Origin of the sequence: Streptomyces sp. NPDC015125, assembly GCF_043080045.1 — a bacterium.
GTDB lineage: Bacteria > Actinomycetota > Actinomycetes > Streptomycetales > Streptomycetaceae > Streptomyces.
On the sequence record NZ_JBIBVF010000005.1, the window covers coordinates 254,038 to 269,255 of the forward strand.

The 15,218-nt window shown below is 69.2% G+C and carries 14 protein-coding genes and 1 pseudogene; 10 read left to right on the plus strand and 5 right to left on the minus strand.

Annotated elements, in window-relative coordinates; all coding sequences use genetic code 11:
* Window positions 1-298 precede the first annotated feature (298 nt).
* Window positions 299-895, plus strand: coding sequence for a hypothetical protein (locus ACF088_RS15390; RefSeq protein ID WP_392376264.1), 597 nt, complete (start codon window positions 299-301; stop codon window positions 893-895).
* 588 nt (window positions 896-1,483) lie between these two features.
* Here ACF088_RS15390 and ACF088_RS15395 read toward each other — a convergent pair.
* The gene (locus tag ACF088_RS15395) at window positions 1,484-1,825 is read right to left on the minus strand and encodes a hypothetical protein (RefSeq protein WP_392376265.1); all 342 of its coding nucleotides are present in this window, start codon (window positions 1,823-1,825) and stop codon (window positions 1,484-1,486) included.
* Window positions 1,826-1,995: 170 nt separating this feature from the next.
* Window positions 1,996-2,364 (minus strand): hypothetical protein, encoded by a 369-nt coding sequence (locus ACF088_RS15400; protein ID WP_392376266.1) that lies wholly within the window; start codon window positions 2,362-2,364, stop codon window positions 1,996-1,998.
* A gap of 526 nt (window positions 2,365-2,890) precedes the next feature.
* Here ACF088_RS15400 and ACF088_RS15405 point away from each other — a divergent pair.
* The 3 genes from ACF088_RS15405 (at window position 2,891) to ACF088_RS15415 (ending at window position 6,197) form a co-directional block, all read left to right on the plus strand.
* Window positions 2,891-3,157 carry a TetR/AcrR family transcriptional regulator gene (locus ACF088_RS15405; protein ID WP_392376267.1) on the plus strand — a complete coding sequence of 89 codons (267 nt, stop codon included), beginning with the start codon at window positions 2,891-2,893 and terminating at the stop codon, window positions 3,155-3,157.
* Window positions 3,158-3,618: 461 nt separating this feature from the next.
* Window positions 3,619-5,397 carry an aminotransferase class I/II-fold pyridoxal phosphate-dependent enzyme gene (locus ACF088_RS15410; protein WP_392376268.1) on the plus strand — a complete coding sequence of 593 codons (1,779 nt, stop codon included), beginning with the start codon at window positions 3,619-3,621 and terminating at the stop codon, window positions 5,395-5,397.
* Window positions 5,394-6,197, plus strand: a complete 804-nt coding sequence (locus ACF088_RS15415) for a phosphatidate cytidylyltransferase (protein WP_392376269.1) — start codon at window positions 5,394-5,396, stop codon at window positions 6,195-6,197. Before ACF088_RS15410 ends, ACF088_RS15415 begins: the two co-directional genes overlap by 4 nt.
* A 115-nt stretch (window positions 6,198-6,312) precedes the next feature.
* Here the strand turns inward: ACF088_RS15415 and ACF088_RS15420 are convergent, their stop codons facing one another.
* On the minus strand, window positions 6,313-7,275 hold the full coding sequence (locus tag ACF088_RS15420; RefSeq protein WP_392376270.1) for a GlxA family transcriptional regulator: 963 nt from the start codon (window positions 7,273-7,275) through the stop codon (window positions 6,313-6,315).
* A 59-nt stretch (window positions 7,276-7,334) separates the two neighbouring features.
* On the opposite strand from ACF088_RS15420, the gene ACF088_RS15425 reads away from it, so the two are divergent.
* From ACF088_RS15425 to ACF088_RS15445, 5 genes and pseudogenes are all read left to right on the plus strand, one after another.
* Entirely contained in the window at window positions 7,335-8,159 is an 825-nt protein-coding gene (locus tag ACF088_RS15425; protein ID WP_392376271.1) for a crotonase/enoyl-CoA hydratase family protein, read from the plus strand.
* A 32-nt stretch (window positions 8,160-8,191) separates the two neighbouring features.
* On the plus strand, window positions 8,192-9,310 hold the full coding sequence (locus ACF088_RS15430) for a lipocalin-like domain-containing protein (protein ID WP_392376272.1): 1,119 nt from the start codon (window positions 8,192-8,194) through the stop codon (window positions 9,308-9,310).
* An 89-nt stretch (window positions 9,311-9,399) separates the two neighbouring features.
* Window positions 9,400-9,518: pseudogene (locus ACF088_RS15435) on the plus strand (IS5/IS1182 family transposase); the annotation flags it as partial.
* A gap of 1,234 nt (window positions 9,519-10,752) precedes the next feature.
* Window positions 10,753-11,250, plus strand: coding sequence for a hypothetical protein (locus ACF088_RS15440; protein WP_392376273.1), 498 nt, complete (start codon window positions 10,753-10,755; stop codon window positions 11,248-11,250).
* A complete protein-coding gene (locus ACF088_RS15445; RefSeq protein WP_392376274.1) occupies window positions 11,250-11,582 on the plus strand; it encodes a winged helix-turn-helix domain-containing protein in 333 nt (110 codons plus the stop codon). The genes ACF088_RS15440 and ACF088_RS15445 overlap by 1 nt, the downstream gene beginning before the upstream one ends.
* A 443-nt stretch (window positions 11,583-12,025) precedes the next feature.
* Here ACF088_RS15445 and ACF088_RS15450 read toward each other — a convergent pair whose 3' ends face one another.
* Together ACF088_RS15450 and ACF088_RS15455 are read right to left on the minus strand one after the other, a co-directional pair.
* Window positions 12,026-12,253, minus strand: coding sequence for a hypothetical protein (locus tag ACF088_RS15450; RefSeq protein ID WP_392376275.1), 228 nt, complete (start codon window positions 12,251-12,253; stop codon window positions 12,026-12,028).
* Window positions 12,254-12,626: 373 nt separating this feature from the next.
* Window positions 12,627-13,412, minus strand: coding sequence for a lysozyme (locus ACF088_RS15455; RefSeq protein ID WP_392376276.1), 786 nt, complete (start codon window positions 13,410-13,412; stop codon window positions 12,627-12,629).
* A gap of 419 nt (window positions 13,413-13,831) precedes the next feature.
* On the opposite strand from ACF088_RS15455, the gene ACF088_RS15460 reads away from it, so the two are divergent.
* Window positions 13,832-15,133, plus strand: a complete 1,302-nt coding sequence (locus tag ACF088_RS15460; RefSeq protein ID WP_392376277.1) for a DUF3103 family protein — start codon at window positions 13,832-13,834, stop codon at window positions 15,131-15,133.
* Window positions 15,134-15,218 lie beyond the last annotated feature (85 nt).

Sequence of the window (15,218 nt, forward strand, 5' to 3'; positions counted from 1 at the left end):
CGTCGCCTGCCGCGTCACCACGTTGGAAGGCAAGTGGTCCCCGCGAGTGCGGAACGAACGACAGGCGCAAAGCGGGCGGGCACGGGCCGACCGGAGGACCACCGCGTAATGCGGAGCGAACAGTGAGCACCCCGCCTTCGGTGCTTCGTGCACCACCGCTTCCATCGCATGGTCCCGAACTGGCCCCCGAGGCCGTCGTGCTGGCGGCCGCGTGCCTGGCCTGGTGCGTCTACGCACCGCAGGGATGATGGGACCGATTACCCGGCGGACTGTCAGTGCCTGCGCATAGCCTGCCGACATGTCCTCGCCTAACGGTGAGCTCCGTCACGTCATGCCCGGTTCCATCTTCACGCCCGAGGTTCCCCTGGGACCGACCCGGGATGCCCTCGTCACCTGCCACGTCTCAGCAACGGGCAAGGGAAAGGGAAAGGGAAGGCTCCACGGGAGCCCCGAGTGCCGCACGCTGCGGTCAGCCGCCTCCGTGGACCGGATCGACATCCCGCTCGGCGAAGCCGTGGAGCGGTTCTGTGCGAACTGCCGGTGGCCTCTGCCGCCAGGCAGCCCCGTCCTTCCGCTCGGCGCCGCGGTGAACGAGGTGGAATCGCTCACCATCTGGCTCGACCGGGATTCCAAGGACGAAGAGGACATCGAGGCCGAGCGTGACGCCGCCATCGCCCTCGCCACCGGCGAATACCCACCCCACGCCACCATCTCTAGCGACGAGGAGGAGGAAGAGGGCGACGAGGGCGGGCGCGACGAGGAACGGGAGCGGTACGACCGCGCCCGTAACCTCCGTTCCGGACGCCGTCTGCAGAGCCGGCTCACCGCCGTCCTCGACGCAGAGCGCCGAGCCTTCGCGGCCCTCGCATTCGTTCGGTCCGTCCGGTCCTCGTAGATGTCCGTGTCCCCGACGTCCACGGGCCTTGGCCCTGGGCAGCCAGGCGGGTCAGCTGGCCCGGTCACGCCTTCTTCAGCCCGGCTCCACTTTCTCATCCCACGCCGGGGGGCCATTTCTCAACCCACGCCGGGGGGCCACTGCGCCTTCAAGTGCACGCGCAGTGGGCCCCGCCGGTTCGCGGATAATGTCGACGACAGAGCCGACCGGTTCCCCACCGGGACGGGTGCAGGCGAAGCGAGCCCGCTCCCCCGGGCTGGTAACCATCTCGTGGCCGCCGACTTCACAAACAGGTGGTCGGCGCTTGTCACGCCTCGGGACCGCCTCCTGCATACGTGCGGCTGATCGGCGGGACTCGGGGGGTAGCCGTCGCGGATTTCGACGGCTTGGGGGAGGTCATCCCCACGTCAGGCCGTTGGGCCTTGGCTGCTTACGGCGTCGCACCCGACGGGTCCGCCAGCGCCCGCAGGGGGAGCCTCCCTGCCCCGAGGGGGCGGCCCTCCGTAAGAAGGACCGCCCCCTCGGGCCCGGCCGGGCGAGCTTGCTCGTTTCAGCCGGGCGCTCAGCACGGCGCCCGCTTCCGGAAGTTCAGAGATTCTGAACGAAGAACGTCTCACCGACCGCGCACTTCACCGAAAGCGTGGCGGCCGGGGTGGGCGGGAAAATTATGTGCGTTGCTCCTACCAGTTTTCCCTGCTGGTAGAACGGAGCAGCCAAGGAGATGTAGGACCATTCGGCCTTGTCGTCGGACGAAGATGCGGTGGCGAAGTACGCCCACGCGAGATTGTGGTAATCGCCGGCGTAGGCCCAGCCGCCGGTGCACTTTCCCTCCGTGTCGGCCGCCTGGGCAGGTGCCGCCGTGCCCAGCAGGATGCCGGTCCCCACCGCCGCGGTGGTGAGCAGGGCTCTGATGCGAGTGCGCTTCCTCATGAGTACTCCTTTTCGATGTGCGGTGCCGATGCGGTCGGTCACCCGATCTCGCGTGATCCGTCCGGGACCTGGGCCCGGAGGGGGTGCTGTGATGCACACAGCGAGGAAGAGCGATACGAAAGACAACCCGTCGCTGTCCGGACAGACCAGAGATCATTCACGGATACTGCTCAGACGTGATTGACCGAGTCCCGGGAGTAGATTTCGGCACCCTTGGCACATTTCATGTAGACCCATGCGGAAGGAGTAGGGAGAATGAGCACGTCGCCCCAGGTGTTGAACTCACCGGAATCATGGAACGGAACGGCCAGCGAATTTTCGAACCACTCGGCGTGGTCGTTGCTTCCGCCACGAATCGAATACTCGATCCTGTAGTGCCAGAGGGCATTGTGGAAGACGCTCACGAGCTGGTAGTCGCCAGTGCACGTACCCATATGCTCGTATCCCGGCGCGGCCACCGCCGAGGTGGCGGTTCCGAGTGTTACGCAAAAGGTGGCCGCGGTGACGAATGCGACAACGGCACGTTTCTTGAAAGACATGGAGACCTTCTGTTCTTGAAGCGTCCGCAGAGCACCTCACGTGCAATGTCAGCCGCTTTACGGAATCTTCGCCGATGCCGTCCCGTTGGAGCTGAGTACTTGCTGCTCAACCGCCGGGAAAATGCGGGTCCTTGGGATGATCCGGGGCTGGAATACCTCCCGGCTCCGGTCGATATCCGCATTCCGCCGGGCAGGGCTCCGCCCCCGGCGGCGGCAGGGCCCCGCTCCGGCGGACTGGAGTCCGCCTGGCGGAGCGGTCGCGCGGTCGCCCTGCGGCACATTGGGCGTCGGGGCGCTGCACCACCGGCGTTCGGTAGCTCTACCGGCGAGGCCCGGACTCTTGCATGTTCTCCACGCACCATAAGTTACCGATCGGTAGCTCCGTGATCGGAGCGTCTGCTCGCCGACGTCAGGGAGGCACAGCGGCATGTCCGACGACTCTTTCGCACCCCGTGTGGCTGTCTGCCCCTCGGATTGCCGGGGCGGTGGGCTCATGAGTCCACGCAGGAGCGACAGCCGTGATCGGATGGTTCTCGTCACGGCGGCCCTGTTGCGCGAGTACGGCGCCGGCGCGACCAGCATCGACCGGGTGCTCGCGCACAGCGGCGCGCCCCGCGGTTCGGTCCACCACCACTTCCCCGGCGGGCGCGCTCAGTTGATCGGCGAGGCAGTGGCGGCGGCTGATGCACCACCTACTTGGTCCTCCACGCTACGAACGCAAGGCCGAGCAGTAGTTCCTCGCCTTCGTCGGCACAGCCGCAACCCTCGTCTGTTGCCTCCGACTCGGCGATGAGTGATGCCGCGCTCGCGGAGCCATCGCCTCAGGTGGGATCTGGCTCAGGGGAATCGTCGACGTCAGCTCGTCGATCACCGCAAGGCGGATCATGACTTCGGAGCGATGCGGGGGGGGTGGTTCTCGTCATCGCGGGCGAGGCGGCAGTGGTGCATGAGTCGGCCGAAGGTCCGCTCGACGACCCAGCGCCGCGAGTTGACCTTGAATCCCTTCTGGTCGGGTGACGGGGGGCGATCTCGACGTCGATGCCGAGGGTGGCTCCGTGGTCGATGGCCTTGGGGCGGTAGCCGGTACCGGCCCACGCCTTCGTGACGCGCGGGCTGGCGGCCCACGTCTGAGTACCGCTACTCAGGCGCGGCCGAGCGGTGTGCCGCACCATGGCCGGGCGGCGAGGGCGGACCATCCTTCACGCCGTCCCCGGATCCGGCGCGGCCGCCGCCCGTCACATCGAAAGGTTGCTTGTGGAACGTGCTCTGCAGCTGCGTGCTGCCACTCCGGAGGATGCCGACTGGATCCACGAGGTGCGGCACCGGGTGTACGCGCAGGAACTCGGCCAGCATGCCCCGGTTCCGGAAGGACGGCTGCGCGACGGGCTGGACGGGGAGAACGTCTACCTCGTCGTGGCGCGCGGCGAGGACCGGATCGGCTGTGTCAGCATCACCCCGCCCTGGGTGGGCCGGTACGCGCTGGAGAAGTACCTGACCCGCGAAGAGTTGCCGCTGCTGGCCGAGGAGGACCTGTTCGAGGTTCGTCTCCTCACCGTCGAGCCGCACCGGCGGAACACCATGGCGGCGCCGCTGCTGATGTACGCGGCACTGCGCTGGATCGCCGCCCGGGGTGGCCGCCGGGTGGTGGCCATGGGCCGCACCCAGCTCCTCACCATGTATACGGCCGCCGGCCTTCAGCCGACCGGTCACACCGTGCGGTGCGGCGCGGTGACCTTCGAGGTGCTGACCGGCACCGTGAAAGACCTGACGAGGGCCACTCTGGACCGTTACGGCCCCACGGTGCGACGCATGGGGAGCGATGTGGACTGGCATCTGGACGCGGCGTTCGCTCCGCGGCCGGATGGTTGCGAGCACGGCGGCGCCTCCTTCACCGCCATCGGCGCGGACTTCCGTGATCTGGGCCGGCGCCACAAGATCGTGGCGGCAGACGTCCTGGATGCCTGGTTCCCGCCGGCCCCCGGTGTCCGGGCCCTGCTCGCGGAAGACCTGGCGTGGATGTCGCGGACCTCTCCGCCCACCGGCGCCGAAGGGCTGCTGGCCGAGGTCTCTACGGCCCGCTCCCTCCCGGCAGAGACGCTCGCGGTGGGCGCAGGCTCGTCCGATCTCATCTTCCGGGCATTCGGCCGGTGGCTGACCCCCCGGAGCAGAGTGCTGCTCATCGACCCGGGCTACGGCGAGTACGCGCATGTCACCGAGGACGTGATCGGGTGCCGGGTGGACCGCTTCCGGTTGCGCCGGGAAGACGGCTGGCACATCGATCCGGACCGGCTCGCCGCGTGCACCCGTGCCGGCACCTACGACCTGGTGGTAGTGGTCAACCCGAACAACCCCACCGGAAGGCACCTGCCGGCGGCGGACCTGCGACGGGTGATCGCGGCAACCCCGGGCAGCACCCGGTGGTGGATCGACGAGGCATACCTGGGCTACGTCGACATGGCGGAGTCACTGGCCGAGGTGGCTACCGCCGACCCACGGGTGGTGGTCTGCAGTTCGCTCTCAAAGATGTACGCGCTGTCCGGGGTGCGGGCCGCCTTCCTGGTGGCCGAACCGGACACGGCGGCTCACCTGCGCCGCTGGACACCTCCCTGGGCCGTCAGCCTGCCGGCGCAGATGGCTGCGGTGGCGGCGCTGCGCGACCCCGCCTACTACGCCGGCTGCTGGGACCGCACGCACACCTTGCGCCGCCGACTGGCCGCCGACCTGGCCGGTGCGGACGCCTCGGCCGTGATCGACGAGTCCGTGGCCAACCACCTCACCGTGACCCTGCCCCGCTCCGGGCCGAGCGCCGCCCAGCTGGTCCACGAATGCCGCCGGCGCGACGTCTACCTGCGGGACCTGTCGCCGCTCTCGCCCGGTTATGAAGGGCGCTGCGTCCGGATCGCCGTCAGGGACACCGATGAGAACGCGCGCATCGTGGCCGTGTACGCAGACTCACTCGATGCGCTGCGGCCTCCGGGTCGCATGCCCTGGACACCGCCGTGGGGCGGGTCGGACGCCGGGGGCGGCCGGTGACAACCGTGGCCCGCCTGGCGCCCTTCCTGGGTGGGGGTCTCCTGCTCGGCGGCATCGCGGTGCTCACGTCCCGAAAGCGCGAGCTGTGGATCCGGTGGTGCGCCTGGGTGGTTGGTGTGCCGCTGGTCACCGGTGCGTTCTGGCTGGGCCGCCCGGGCGCCGCGGCCCTTGCCGCGGCAGCGGGCGTGGTGGCGACGGTAGAATTCTGCGCGCTGCTGCGGCTTGGCCGGCCGGACCGGGCCGTGCTGGCCACGGCGGTGGTCTGCGTGGTCCTGGCTGCCTGGCTGATGCCGGGGCAGCTGCCCAGGGTGGTCGGCGCCGGGGCACTCGCGGTCGCCGCGGTGCCCCTGCTGGCCGGCGACGCCGAACAGGGATTGCGCCGGGTCGGTGCCGGGCTGTTGGGGCTCGGCTGGGTCGGGTTGCTGGCCGCTCTGGTGCCGCTCGGGGCCGACGCGCTCGCTCTCTTCGTGGCGGTTTCGGTCGCGGACATCGTGGCGTACTTCGCGGGCCGGCGCCTGGGAGGGCCACGACTGTCACCGCTCTCCCCGGCCAAGCGGTGGAGCGGAACCCTGGCGGGGGCCGCGACCGGTGTGGGCGTGCTCGCCGTACTGTCCGCGTGGAGCCTGCCGATGGCGACGGCGGTGGCGGTCGGCGGTCCGGTCGGCGACCTCTTCGAATCGATGGTCAAACGGGGCACGCAGAGCAAGGACGCCGGCCGCTGGCTGCCCGGCTCCGGAGGCCTGTTGGACCGGATCGACTCCCTGCTGATCGCGTTGGCCGTCCTTTTGGTGCTGCGCTGAACGTCCACAGCGGCGGCAGGGTGCCGTCGGTCGGCGGAAGGGGACAAAAGCGGGTGGGGCATGACGATCGCCGCAGAGCCCGGTGGCGGGGCACGGATGCGACGTCGCCGGCCCGTCACACACCGTCCGGGCTCTCGGACTCCGCCCTGAGCAGGGCTCGGAGCGAAGAGGCGTTGCGGTATCCGACCAACCGGGCGATGTCCGTCATCGTGAGATCGGTCGTCCGACGCAGGTGACCGGCCCGCTCGGCCCGCAGCCTGCGCACCAAGCCGTACGGGGTGGTGCTGAGGCGCTCCCGCACCCGCCGCTCGAGAGTCCGGCGGGTGGTGCCGAGGGCGAGCGCGGCGTCCACCACTGCGATGTCGTGCTGGAGATGGGACCGTACCCAGCTCTCGAAGTCATTGACCAACTGGTCGTTCTCGGCGAGGTGCCCGGTGACCGAGGTGACGCTGCCCGCGGGACGCTCGTCGATGAGCAAGGCAGTCGCCGTGACGTGGGCGAGCTGCGGACTGACCCTCGCCACCAGGCTCATGGCCAGATCGATATGGGCGAAAGCCGCACCGGCGGTGGCGACAGTGCCGTCCCGGACCACCATGCGGGACACGTCCAGTCCGACCCGGGGATAGCGTCGGCGGAAGAGATCCCACAGCCACCAGCTCGTCGTGGCCTGCCGGTCGTCGAGCAGCCCGGCCTCGGCAAGAACAAAGGTGCCCGTGCACGCCGCGGCGAGTTCACGACCGTCGGCGGACCAGTCGAGCAAGGCCGTGCGCAGCGCCCGTACTTCGGTGCGCATCAGAGCATCCACCATCGTGGCGGGGCTCTCCGCGGCGAGCGCGGGTACCAGCAGCAGGTCCAGGTCGGTCGTGGCCACACAGTCGTCCAGGGTGCGGGCGACCGGTACGAGCAGTCCCCCCGCGGTCGGCACCGGGTCGCACCCGGGAGCAACCGTCACCGCGGTGATGGCGGGGATCTCCCGGTCGACCTGCCGGCGGGCGGCGTTCGCCGTCCGCAGGACATCCAGGACGGTGGTCAGCCCCGAGTCCCAGCAACCGGGGAGCGCCACCACTCCGATATGCATGTCGCAAGAGCTCCGTCCGACGTCGCAATCGCTGCCGTTGCCCTTCCTACGGTAAGCCCATGTCCTCGACAAGAAACCCCACTCCCACCGCAGCCGCCCCCACCGAGAAGGTGCTCGTCGGCCAGGAAGGCGCGGTGCTCACGATCACCCTCAACCGGCCGGAGAAGGCCAACGCGATAGACGCCGACATGATCGAGGGTCTGTCTCATGCCTACGCCCGGCTGTCCGACGACCCCACCCTGCGAGTGGCAGTCGTCCGCAGCAATGGCCCTCATTTCACCGGCGGACTCGACCTGGCCTCGCTCGCCCCACGCCTGGCGACCGGCGGCGAGGGACTCATCCCGGACACCGGTCGCGACCCCTGGGGCATGTACGGGGAGCCGGCCACGAAGCCCGTCGTGGTCGCCGTTCACGGGCGCTGTTTCACGGCAGGTCTGGAACTCGTGCTCAACGCCGATCTGTGCGTCGCCGCGGCCGACACCCTCTTCGGCCAGCAGGAGGTCACCCGCGGCATCGTTGCCCTGGGCGGTGCCACGGTCAGGCTGCCGCGCCGTGCCGGCTGGGGCAACGCCATGCGCTACCTGCTCACCGGCGACCGGTTCGACGCTCAAGAAGCGTGGCGTATGGGCGTCGTCCAGGAAGTCGTCGACCCCGGCGAACAGTTCGACCGTGCGACGGCACTCGCCCACCGCATCGCGCAACAGGCACCGCTGGCCGTCCAGGCCACTCTCGCCGATGCCCGCGCGGCCCTTCGCGGACCGATCGCCGCGTCCGCCGCCAGCCTGCGCGGTGAGGTGGGCCCCCGGCTCTTCGCGACTGCCGACGCCACCGAAGGGATCAGCGCCCTGATCGAGCGTCGCACTCCGGTCTACACCGGCGCCTGAACCCCACCTCACCCTCACCGAAGGAACCCGTCATGCACGCCGTCATCGGCAGCCTGCCGCGCCACTACCAGCGGCTGAACCTCACACCTGACGTCATCCAGCCATGGGAGGACGGACTACGCACGGACCCCGCACAGGGAACGTTCGAGTGGTGGTACTGCGACGCCCATCTCGCCGACGGCTCCACCCTGACCGTCGAATTCCACACCAAGCCGCCGTTCGTCTCCCCCCGGGCACCGCTCACTCCGTTCGTCCTGCTGACGCTGACCCGCCCGGACGGTTCCCGGACCGACAGGCAATACACCGGGGAACCCGCGGACTTCACCGCTTCACGGGAAGAGTGCGACGTGGTGATCGGCCCCCACACCTTCCGCTCCGGCCCCGACGGCTACACCATTCATGTCGAGATCGAGGACACCGTCGTTGATCTCACCCTCACCGCGCAGGTACCGCCCTGGCGGCCGGAGACCGGGCACGCCTTCTTCGGCCCTGACGAGGAGCACTACATCGCGTGGCTGCCCGTCGTCGCCCACGGCAAGGTCGAGGCGAGGCTGACCATTGACGGCGAAACCCAAGAGCTCACCGGCTCCGGCTATCACGACCACAACTGGGGAAACATCGCTCCTCGCAAGGTGCTCGATCACTGGTACTGGGGCCGCGCCCGGCTGGGCGAGTACACGGTCGTCACGTTGATGTTCGCCGGCCACGAACGCTACGACAAGGCAGTTCTTCCCGCCGTGCTGGTGGCCAAGTCAGGCCGGATCATCGCCTCCGCGGTCGGCGCGGACGCCGTTGGCTGCACCGAGAAGGAGGTCTTCGTCCACGACGACAGCAAGGTCCAGGTGGCCGATCGCCTCGAGTACCGGTGTGCCGGGGACGATTCCACGTTCACGATCACCTTCCAGCGCGACCAGGACGCCTTCCTGCTGAACTTCGGAACGGCTGGTGCCTACCACCGGTTCCTCGGTGAGGTGACTCTGCAGCGTGCGGCGGCCGACGGGAGCGAAGAAGTGGAGACCGTGCAGGGACGCACACTCTGGGAACTGCTCCACTTCGACAGCAAAACGAACCGCAGTACAGAGGTTGGCTCGGGTGCCGACCCGCACGACACCGGTCATGTCCGGATCCCGGTCATAGGTCACCAGGCCTGACGACTGACAGTCCAGACACCGGGAGACGACAAAGAGTCGCCGCAGCGCAGCCAGTGCGTATCAGTTGGGGGGTGGTCAGTTGCTCGGATGTGGCTGTCCGAGCAACGATCAGTAATGCGATGCGGCATCGGATCGAGCTGTTGATGCCGGCCGATCCGGTGCGGGTGCGGCGGTGGGCGACCACCGCCGCATCCTGGAAGCCATCGCGTGAACCTACCGCTCCTGCTCACACGGGCCTGCCAGGTGCGTGATAGATCACCGTCCTGGCGCTCCGGGGGAAGTGATCTTTACTCAATCATCGGTGGGGTTTCCGGGCGGGCCGCGGACGCAAAGGCGTACGGACGGACGAGATGGTTCGCGCCACGGATCCGGCTGGCGTCGTAGGCCCCCGAACTGCACCGGGAAGGCGAGCTCTCGAACGTAGTCCGCTCGGTGACCTTGACACGGGCTCATCGCGCTCCGTCGGCCCATGTGTCCTTACGATCGACGGTGCCCTGGTAGCGGCTCACGTCCACTCCGGGGCCTGTTCGGTCTCGGCCGTGGTTGCGGTGCCCGTGGCCGGACGCCGCCGCCTGCGCGGGCAACGGGAGACTCCGAAGCGCCGTGGTGGCGGTAACCCTCGGCAAGGTCCGGCGCGCCGCTCCGGGGCGCAGTGGATCACCGGTACCGGTCCATCCAGCGGCGTCCGCAGAACACAGCGCCCATCGCGGCCAAGGCTCCAGCGGGGGTTCGGTGACGGGGCCCACAACCCAACCGACACGGCAGGAGACCGCAAGGAGCAGCGCGAGCAGCAGTCTTTCGCGGCGTCGGGTGGCGCGTTCAGTGACGGCAGGCCGAGGGACGGTCGTCCTGCGCACGCCGTCTCCCGCTCCCGCTCCCGCTCCCGCTCCCGACCAGATGTTGTGCTCATGCATCCTCTCGGTCGGTCCACTGCTCCCTGTGCCGACAGCAATCGGCTTTCCCGAGTGCCTCTCCCCTGAACGCTACCGAGCCGTCCGCGGCCTGCCCGAGTAGGCATTGCTCAGGACACGGTCGTGCTCAACATCCAGGCTGGGAAGTCGGCCTTAGGGGCAGCAGTCCGTACGCGTGGTGCGAGCGGATCGCAGACCGTGCCCGGGTGTGCGTCATCGAACGCCGCGGCCCTGCGAGGAAAGACCAAAGGCACAGGGAAGCGACGCACGATGCTCGCGCGTTCCTCCCAACTCGGTGCGGGTGCCCTGGTCAACGCCTGCACCTCGCGGTCCGGCTCCGGTGGCCGTCGACTGCTCCGCGGCACGTCCGTGGCGCTCGTGTACCGGAAGCCTGCGGGGTGCGACGGACGCGCCGAAGCGGTCAGGGGGTGATCACACTTCCCCTCCAGGAAAGTACTTGCCCAGAAGGAAAGAGGCCAGTAACTTTCTCGTCAGGCAAGGGATTGCTCGTACGGAAAACAAGGAGCTCGAATGACCGATCGACCGAGTCCGGAGCAGGCCGCTCTCGCATTGCAGGGGGCACGAGAGCATCAGGGTGCGGCATTGACGGGGCGCCGGGAGCCAATGCGGGTGAAGGTGGCGTTCGGCGTGGCAGGGCTGGCGTTCGGCACCTGTTACGACGTGTTCAACGACCCCGGTTCGATCCCCGTCCTGGCGGTGGCCGCCGCGACCTGGACACACGGGATCGTTTCCAGAACTCCGCGCGGAGCAGCTCTGCTCGGCTACGGCACTGCCGGGGTCCGCAACCGACCTCCTGCCTACGTCCTGGGAGTGCTCACCGTGGTCGCTCTACTGATGGCCATCGGCTACTTCAGCATCAGCCCCCACACGGCATACCTGGACGACCACGTGCCCTACTGGCACACGATGGGCATGCTGCTTCTGATTGGGGTGATCACCGCCCTGGCTCCGCTCGATGCGCGCTTTCGGATGTGGCTGTTCAAGCTGACCGCGAAGCGGGGGGTGTAGTGGCCGCGACGTCCCTCGACCCTCTTCTGGTCGATCCGACGCGGCTGTCGATCCTGTCCCTGCTGAGCACGGCGCGGTGGGCGGAGTTCGCCTTCGTCCGCGACACGGTCGGCCTGTCCGACTCGGCGTTGTCGAAACAGGTCGCGAAGCTGAGCGACCACGGATACGTAGCGGTTCGGCGCGGATACGTCGGGAATCGGGGCCGCACCTGGGTCAACCTTGCACCGGCCGGACAACAAGTCCTGGAGAGCCACATCTCGGCTCTGCAAGAGATCGTCACCCAGGCCCGAGCGGCCGGCGAGGCACACGCCCCTCCGTCGGCCAGAACCTAGAGGCAGAGCGGAACTCGTCCAGCACCGCGAAACGGATGCTGTCGTACTGACCCATGGTGACCTCGTCGCCGTCCGAAGCCCACAAAACGTGCAGCAAAGTGCGCCCCTCAGTCAGGTACCCCTGCATGGAGCGGGCGGAGCTCCGCTCCGACCTTGCACAGCGGATCACGGCCGTCCACGCACACCAGCGGGCGGCGACGCGCAATGGGCCGCATGCCGAACGGGTCCGGACCTCCCGCCTGTTGGAGATCCGGACCCGTCGTCGTCTACTCCCGCCAACAGCGGGGCCACCCCGGGCCGAGATCCGCGTGACGGCGGACCAGGACATGCCCGTGGCCACCGCCGTGGACCTGGTCGGCCGGTGGGTGGCGTTCGGCCCCGGACGACACACACCCCACCAGCAACGAATCTCCGACCCGGATCACCAGGCGGTTTCGGATGGATCAGCGGGCGGCGCCCGAGCTGTCGCCGACCTTGAGGGAAGCTTCGCCGACGGCTTCGAAGTCGTCGCCGCGCAGCTGCTTGAGCGCGTTCAACTGATCGTTGTCCCACCGCTCGTCCTCGTCGCCGGAGACGAACCAGCTCGAACCGTTGTCCGCGACGAAGGCGCCGTAGCGCTGGAGCGCCTTGGCGATAACGCGTGCCTGCGGCGGCAGGGCTGCGGTGTACACAGAGCTTTCAAGCGCAGCCGGAGGCCCCTCGGCGGCAGGCTGTCGCCGGTCGCGGATCCGGCGTCGTGGCGGGCCGGCCAGAGATGCCAGGTGTCCGACCGGGGCACGGTGATCCGCAGGGCGTGGTCGATCTCCCCGGCTGCCACCTCGTCACAGCGCACGAGTCCCGGCAGGATCGGCAGACCTGCCGCGTCCGCCGAGGTCCAGCCCTCTGGGCGCAGCGCGTTGGCGCGGAGGTCGAAGACCGCCCCGGATCCGGCCGGCCGGGTCGGCTCCTCGTTGAACTTCCCTTACGGGGACGCCTGCTCGTCGGTCCAGTACTCCGCCGCCGTCCGACGGCGGAGTTGGCCGACCACTCGCGCCGGGGGTGTCGTCACCCCTGGGCGAAGGCCTTCAGCTCGTCGTAGGAACCGTGGAAGAGGTCTTGGTCGCCGGGGAACGTACCGGAGTCGGCAAACTGCCAGAAGGTGTGAGCCGACCAGCCGGCCGGGAGGGTGCCGGGGGACGCGGCATACCGGGCGACCCACAGCGGGTTGGTCGCGCCGAAGCTGGTGTCGCCTCCGGTGCATCGGGTCCACCAGTCGCTGGTGGTGTAGAGGACGGGGGCGCGTCCGGTGCGGGCCTTCACCGTGTCGCTGAACTCTCTTATCCAGGACACCATGTCGGCCTGCCCCCTGCCGTAGCAGGCGTCCGGGCCGTACGGGTTGTGTTCCAGGTCGAGAGCCGGTGGCAGCGTGTTGCCGTCCGCCGTCCAGTTCCCGCCGTGGTCGACGAAGTGTGTGGCCTGCTCCGCCGCGCCGGAGGTGTCCGGACGGGCGAAGTGGTACGCGCCGCGGATCATGTCGGCATCGTGGGCGCCCTGGAATTGCTCCGGGAAGGTGGGGCTCTGGAAGGTGGCTCCTTCGGTCGCCTTGACGTAGGCCCAGCGGGCTCCGTCGTCCCAGGCGCCCTGCCAGTCGACCGTGCCCTGGTGGCGGCTCACGTCCATCCCGGGGACCTCTTCGGCACCGGCCGCGGCGGAGATGCCGTGCCCGGACGCCGCGGCCTGCGCGGGCGGTGGGAGGGTCAGGAGCGTCGCGGTGGCGGTGACGGTGGCGAGGGCGGTGAGCAGCGCTGTGCGCAGGGCACTGTGGGGGCGTCGACGTGGAGACAGGGGCATGTGGGGATGCCTTCCGATGGTGTGGTCCGAGGGACCGGGAGTGGTAGGGGGTAACCCGCGGGAGGCGGAGAAGTGCCTGCGCAGCACGGGCCGTTGCGTCCATGACGCGTTGATCTGAAGCGAACATAGGGGGCTTGGGGCGCAGTGACCAGACTCCTGCAGCGATCATGCGCGTCTCCGGCCGAGGATGCGCAATGTCGCTTCAATTCTCTTGCAGTGAGCCGTAGTTGAGTAACAGATACCCATGACAGGTGTCCCCCTCGTGGCCTTAATGAGACCTCGGTGCGGAACGCGGTGTGGGTGTGCGTCCGGGACGGTCACGGCCCACAAGGTGGTGACCGTCCCGCTGCCGCGCCGAATCGTGGACCGAGGCGGACGCGGCATCCGAACGCGCCGCCGCGAGCAATGGAGAGAAAACCATGTACCGGTCTGGACTGATCAGGACGGCGGTGGCAGTGGCCGCGTCGTCCGTGTGCCTGGTGAGCGGAGCTGCGGGGGCGTGGGCACAGCCCGGCGCACGTACCGCGCCGTCCGGGGCACAGCCCACGCGGGCGGACGCCGTGCAGGACGCGAAACAGGCGGCGGCGCGGAGCCTGCGGGAGGCGTACGCCGCCGGCCAGGTCGAGGAGGCGATGTCGGGCCTGTCGGCCTCGGCGGACGAGGTGGGACTCGATCGACTGCCGGTCCGGTCGACCAGCAACTTCCGCGCGTCGGTGAAGTCCTCCAACAACGCGATCCTCGCGGCCAAGGGACTGCCCGCCTCGACCGGCAACGTCCTGCAGGTACGGCTGGCCAACCCCCAGGCGCGCGCCGCACTGGCCAAGGGCGTGCAGCCGCTGATCGCCGCGGAGCCCTCCGACCGTCGGGCCGGTTCACTGACCGCGTACCGGCCCGACGGCACCGCGGTGAAGCTCGGAGCCACGGCGCCCGCCGACGTCCCGGTGCTGATCGTGGGGACCGACGGCGACCGGATCGTGGCTGCCGGCACGAAGGTGATGAGCGAGGGCTTCAAGGCCGCCTGGCCGCAGGCGGGTGCCGACTCCAGCGGCGGCCACTCCGCCCTGAAACCGCGGACCGCGGCCGCGGCCCGGGCCGCCTCACGCACGGCGCCGCTCCCCCGGCCGGCCGGCCGCGAGGTGCCGGCGGCAGACGCGTCCGGCACCGCCACGGCCAAGGCAACCGACCCCTCGCAGGGCAAGGACGTCACCCGCATCAACGACGTCTCGTTGCTCCAGAGCAACGAGGAGCCGTTCTGGAAGGGCGGCGCCGAGGCGTTCGCCGTCGTCGGCGGCTGGGACAAGAACGACAAGGCGTTCGCCGAGCCGACCCTGCAGATGCCCTACCTCGACTCGACGGGCGTCGCCTACCACCCCAACCAGAACCTGATCGACTGGAGCCACTTCGGCTACGACTCCGCCGACCTGGTGTTCCTGGAGGAAGACGACGGGACCAACTACCGGGACCTCACCAAGGCGATCGTCGACGCGCTGCTGACGGTCACCGGCTACGGCACGACCGGCATCCCTCTCGCCAACACCATCATGGACGCCATTCCGGAGACGTGGTGGACCGATGAGACGGATGAGCTGGACCAGGTGTACTCGGTCAGCCACGCTGCCATCGCCAGGGCGCAGAGCTCCGGCGACGCCGGCCTGACGTACTCCGGCGCCGGCGGCAACATCTCCCTCGGGCTGAGCAACGTATTCATCCCCAAGACCTGAGAGGGGTTTCCGGCGCACCCGCCCACCTCTCGATGAAGGCCCGCCGCAGACGCGGCGGCCTTCATCGAGAGGTGGGCGGGTGCAT

Excerpts from the sequence above, each read along its gene's own strand:
- ACF088_RS15440 (WP_392376273.1), top strand. The coding sequence starts at position 10,753 with ATGACCGATCGACCGAGTCCGGAGCAGGCCGCTCTCGCATTGCAGGGG.
- ACF088_RS15405 (WP_392376267.1), top strand. The coding sequence starts at position 2,891 with ATGGTTCTCGTCACGGCGGCCCTGTTGCGCGAGTACGGCGCCGGCGCG.
- ACF088_RS15420 (WP_392376270.1), bottom strand. The coding sequence starts at position 7,275 with ATGCATATCGGAGTGGTGGCGCTCCCCGGTTGCTGGGACTCGGGGCTG.
- ACF088_RS15425 (WP_392376271.1), top strand. The coding sequence starts at position 7,335 with ATGTCCTCGACAAGAAACCCCACTCCCACCGCAGCCGCCCCCACCGAG.
- ACF088_RS15460 (WP_392376277.1), top strand. The coding sequence starts at position 13,832 with ATGTACCGGTCTGGACTGATCAGGACGGCGGTGGCAGTGGCCGCGTCG.
- ACF088_RS15390 (WP_392376264.1), top strand. The coding sequence starts at position 299 with ATGTCCTCGCCTAACGGTGAGCTCCGTCACGTCATGCCCGGTTCCATC.
- ACF088_RS15400 (WP_392376266.1), bottom strand. The coding sequence starts at position 2,364 with ATGTCTTTCAAGAAACGTGCCGTTGTCGCATTCGTCACCGCGGCCACC.
- ACF088_RS15455 (WP_392376276.1), bottom strand. The coding sequence starts at position 13,412 with ATGCCCCTGTCTCCACGTCGACGCCCCCACAGTGCCCTGCGCACAGCG.
- ACF088_RS15395 (WP_392376265.1), bottom strand. The coding sequence starts at position 1,825 with ATGAGGAAGCGCACTCGCATCAGAGCCCTGCTCACCACCGCGGCGGTG.
- ACF088_RS15430 (WP_392376272.1), top strand. The coding sequence starts at position 8,192 with ATGCACGCCGTCATCGGCAGCCTGCCGCGCCACTACCAGCGGCTGAAC.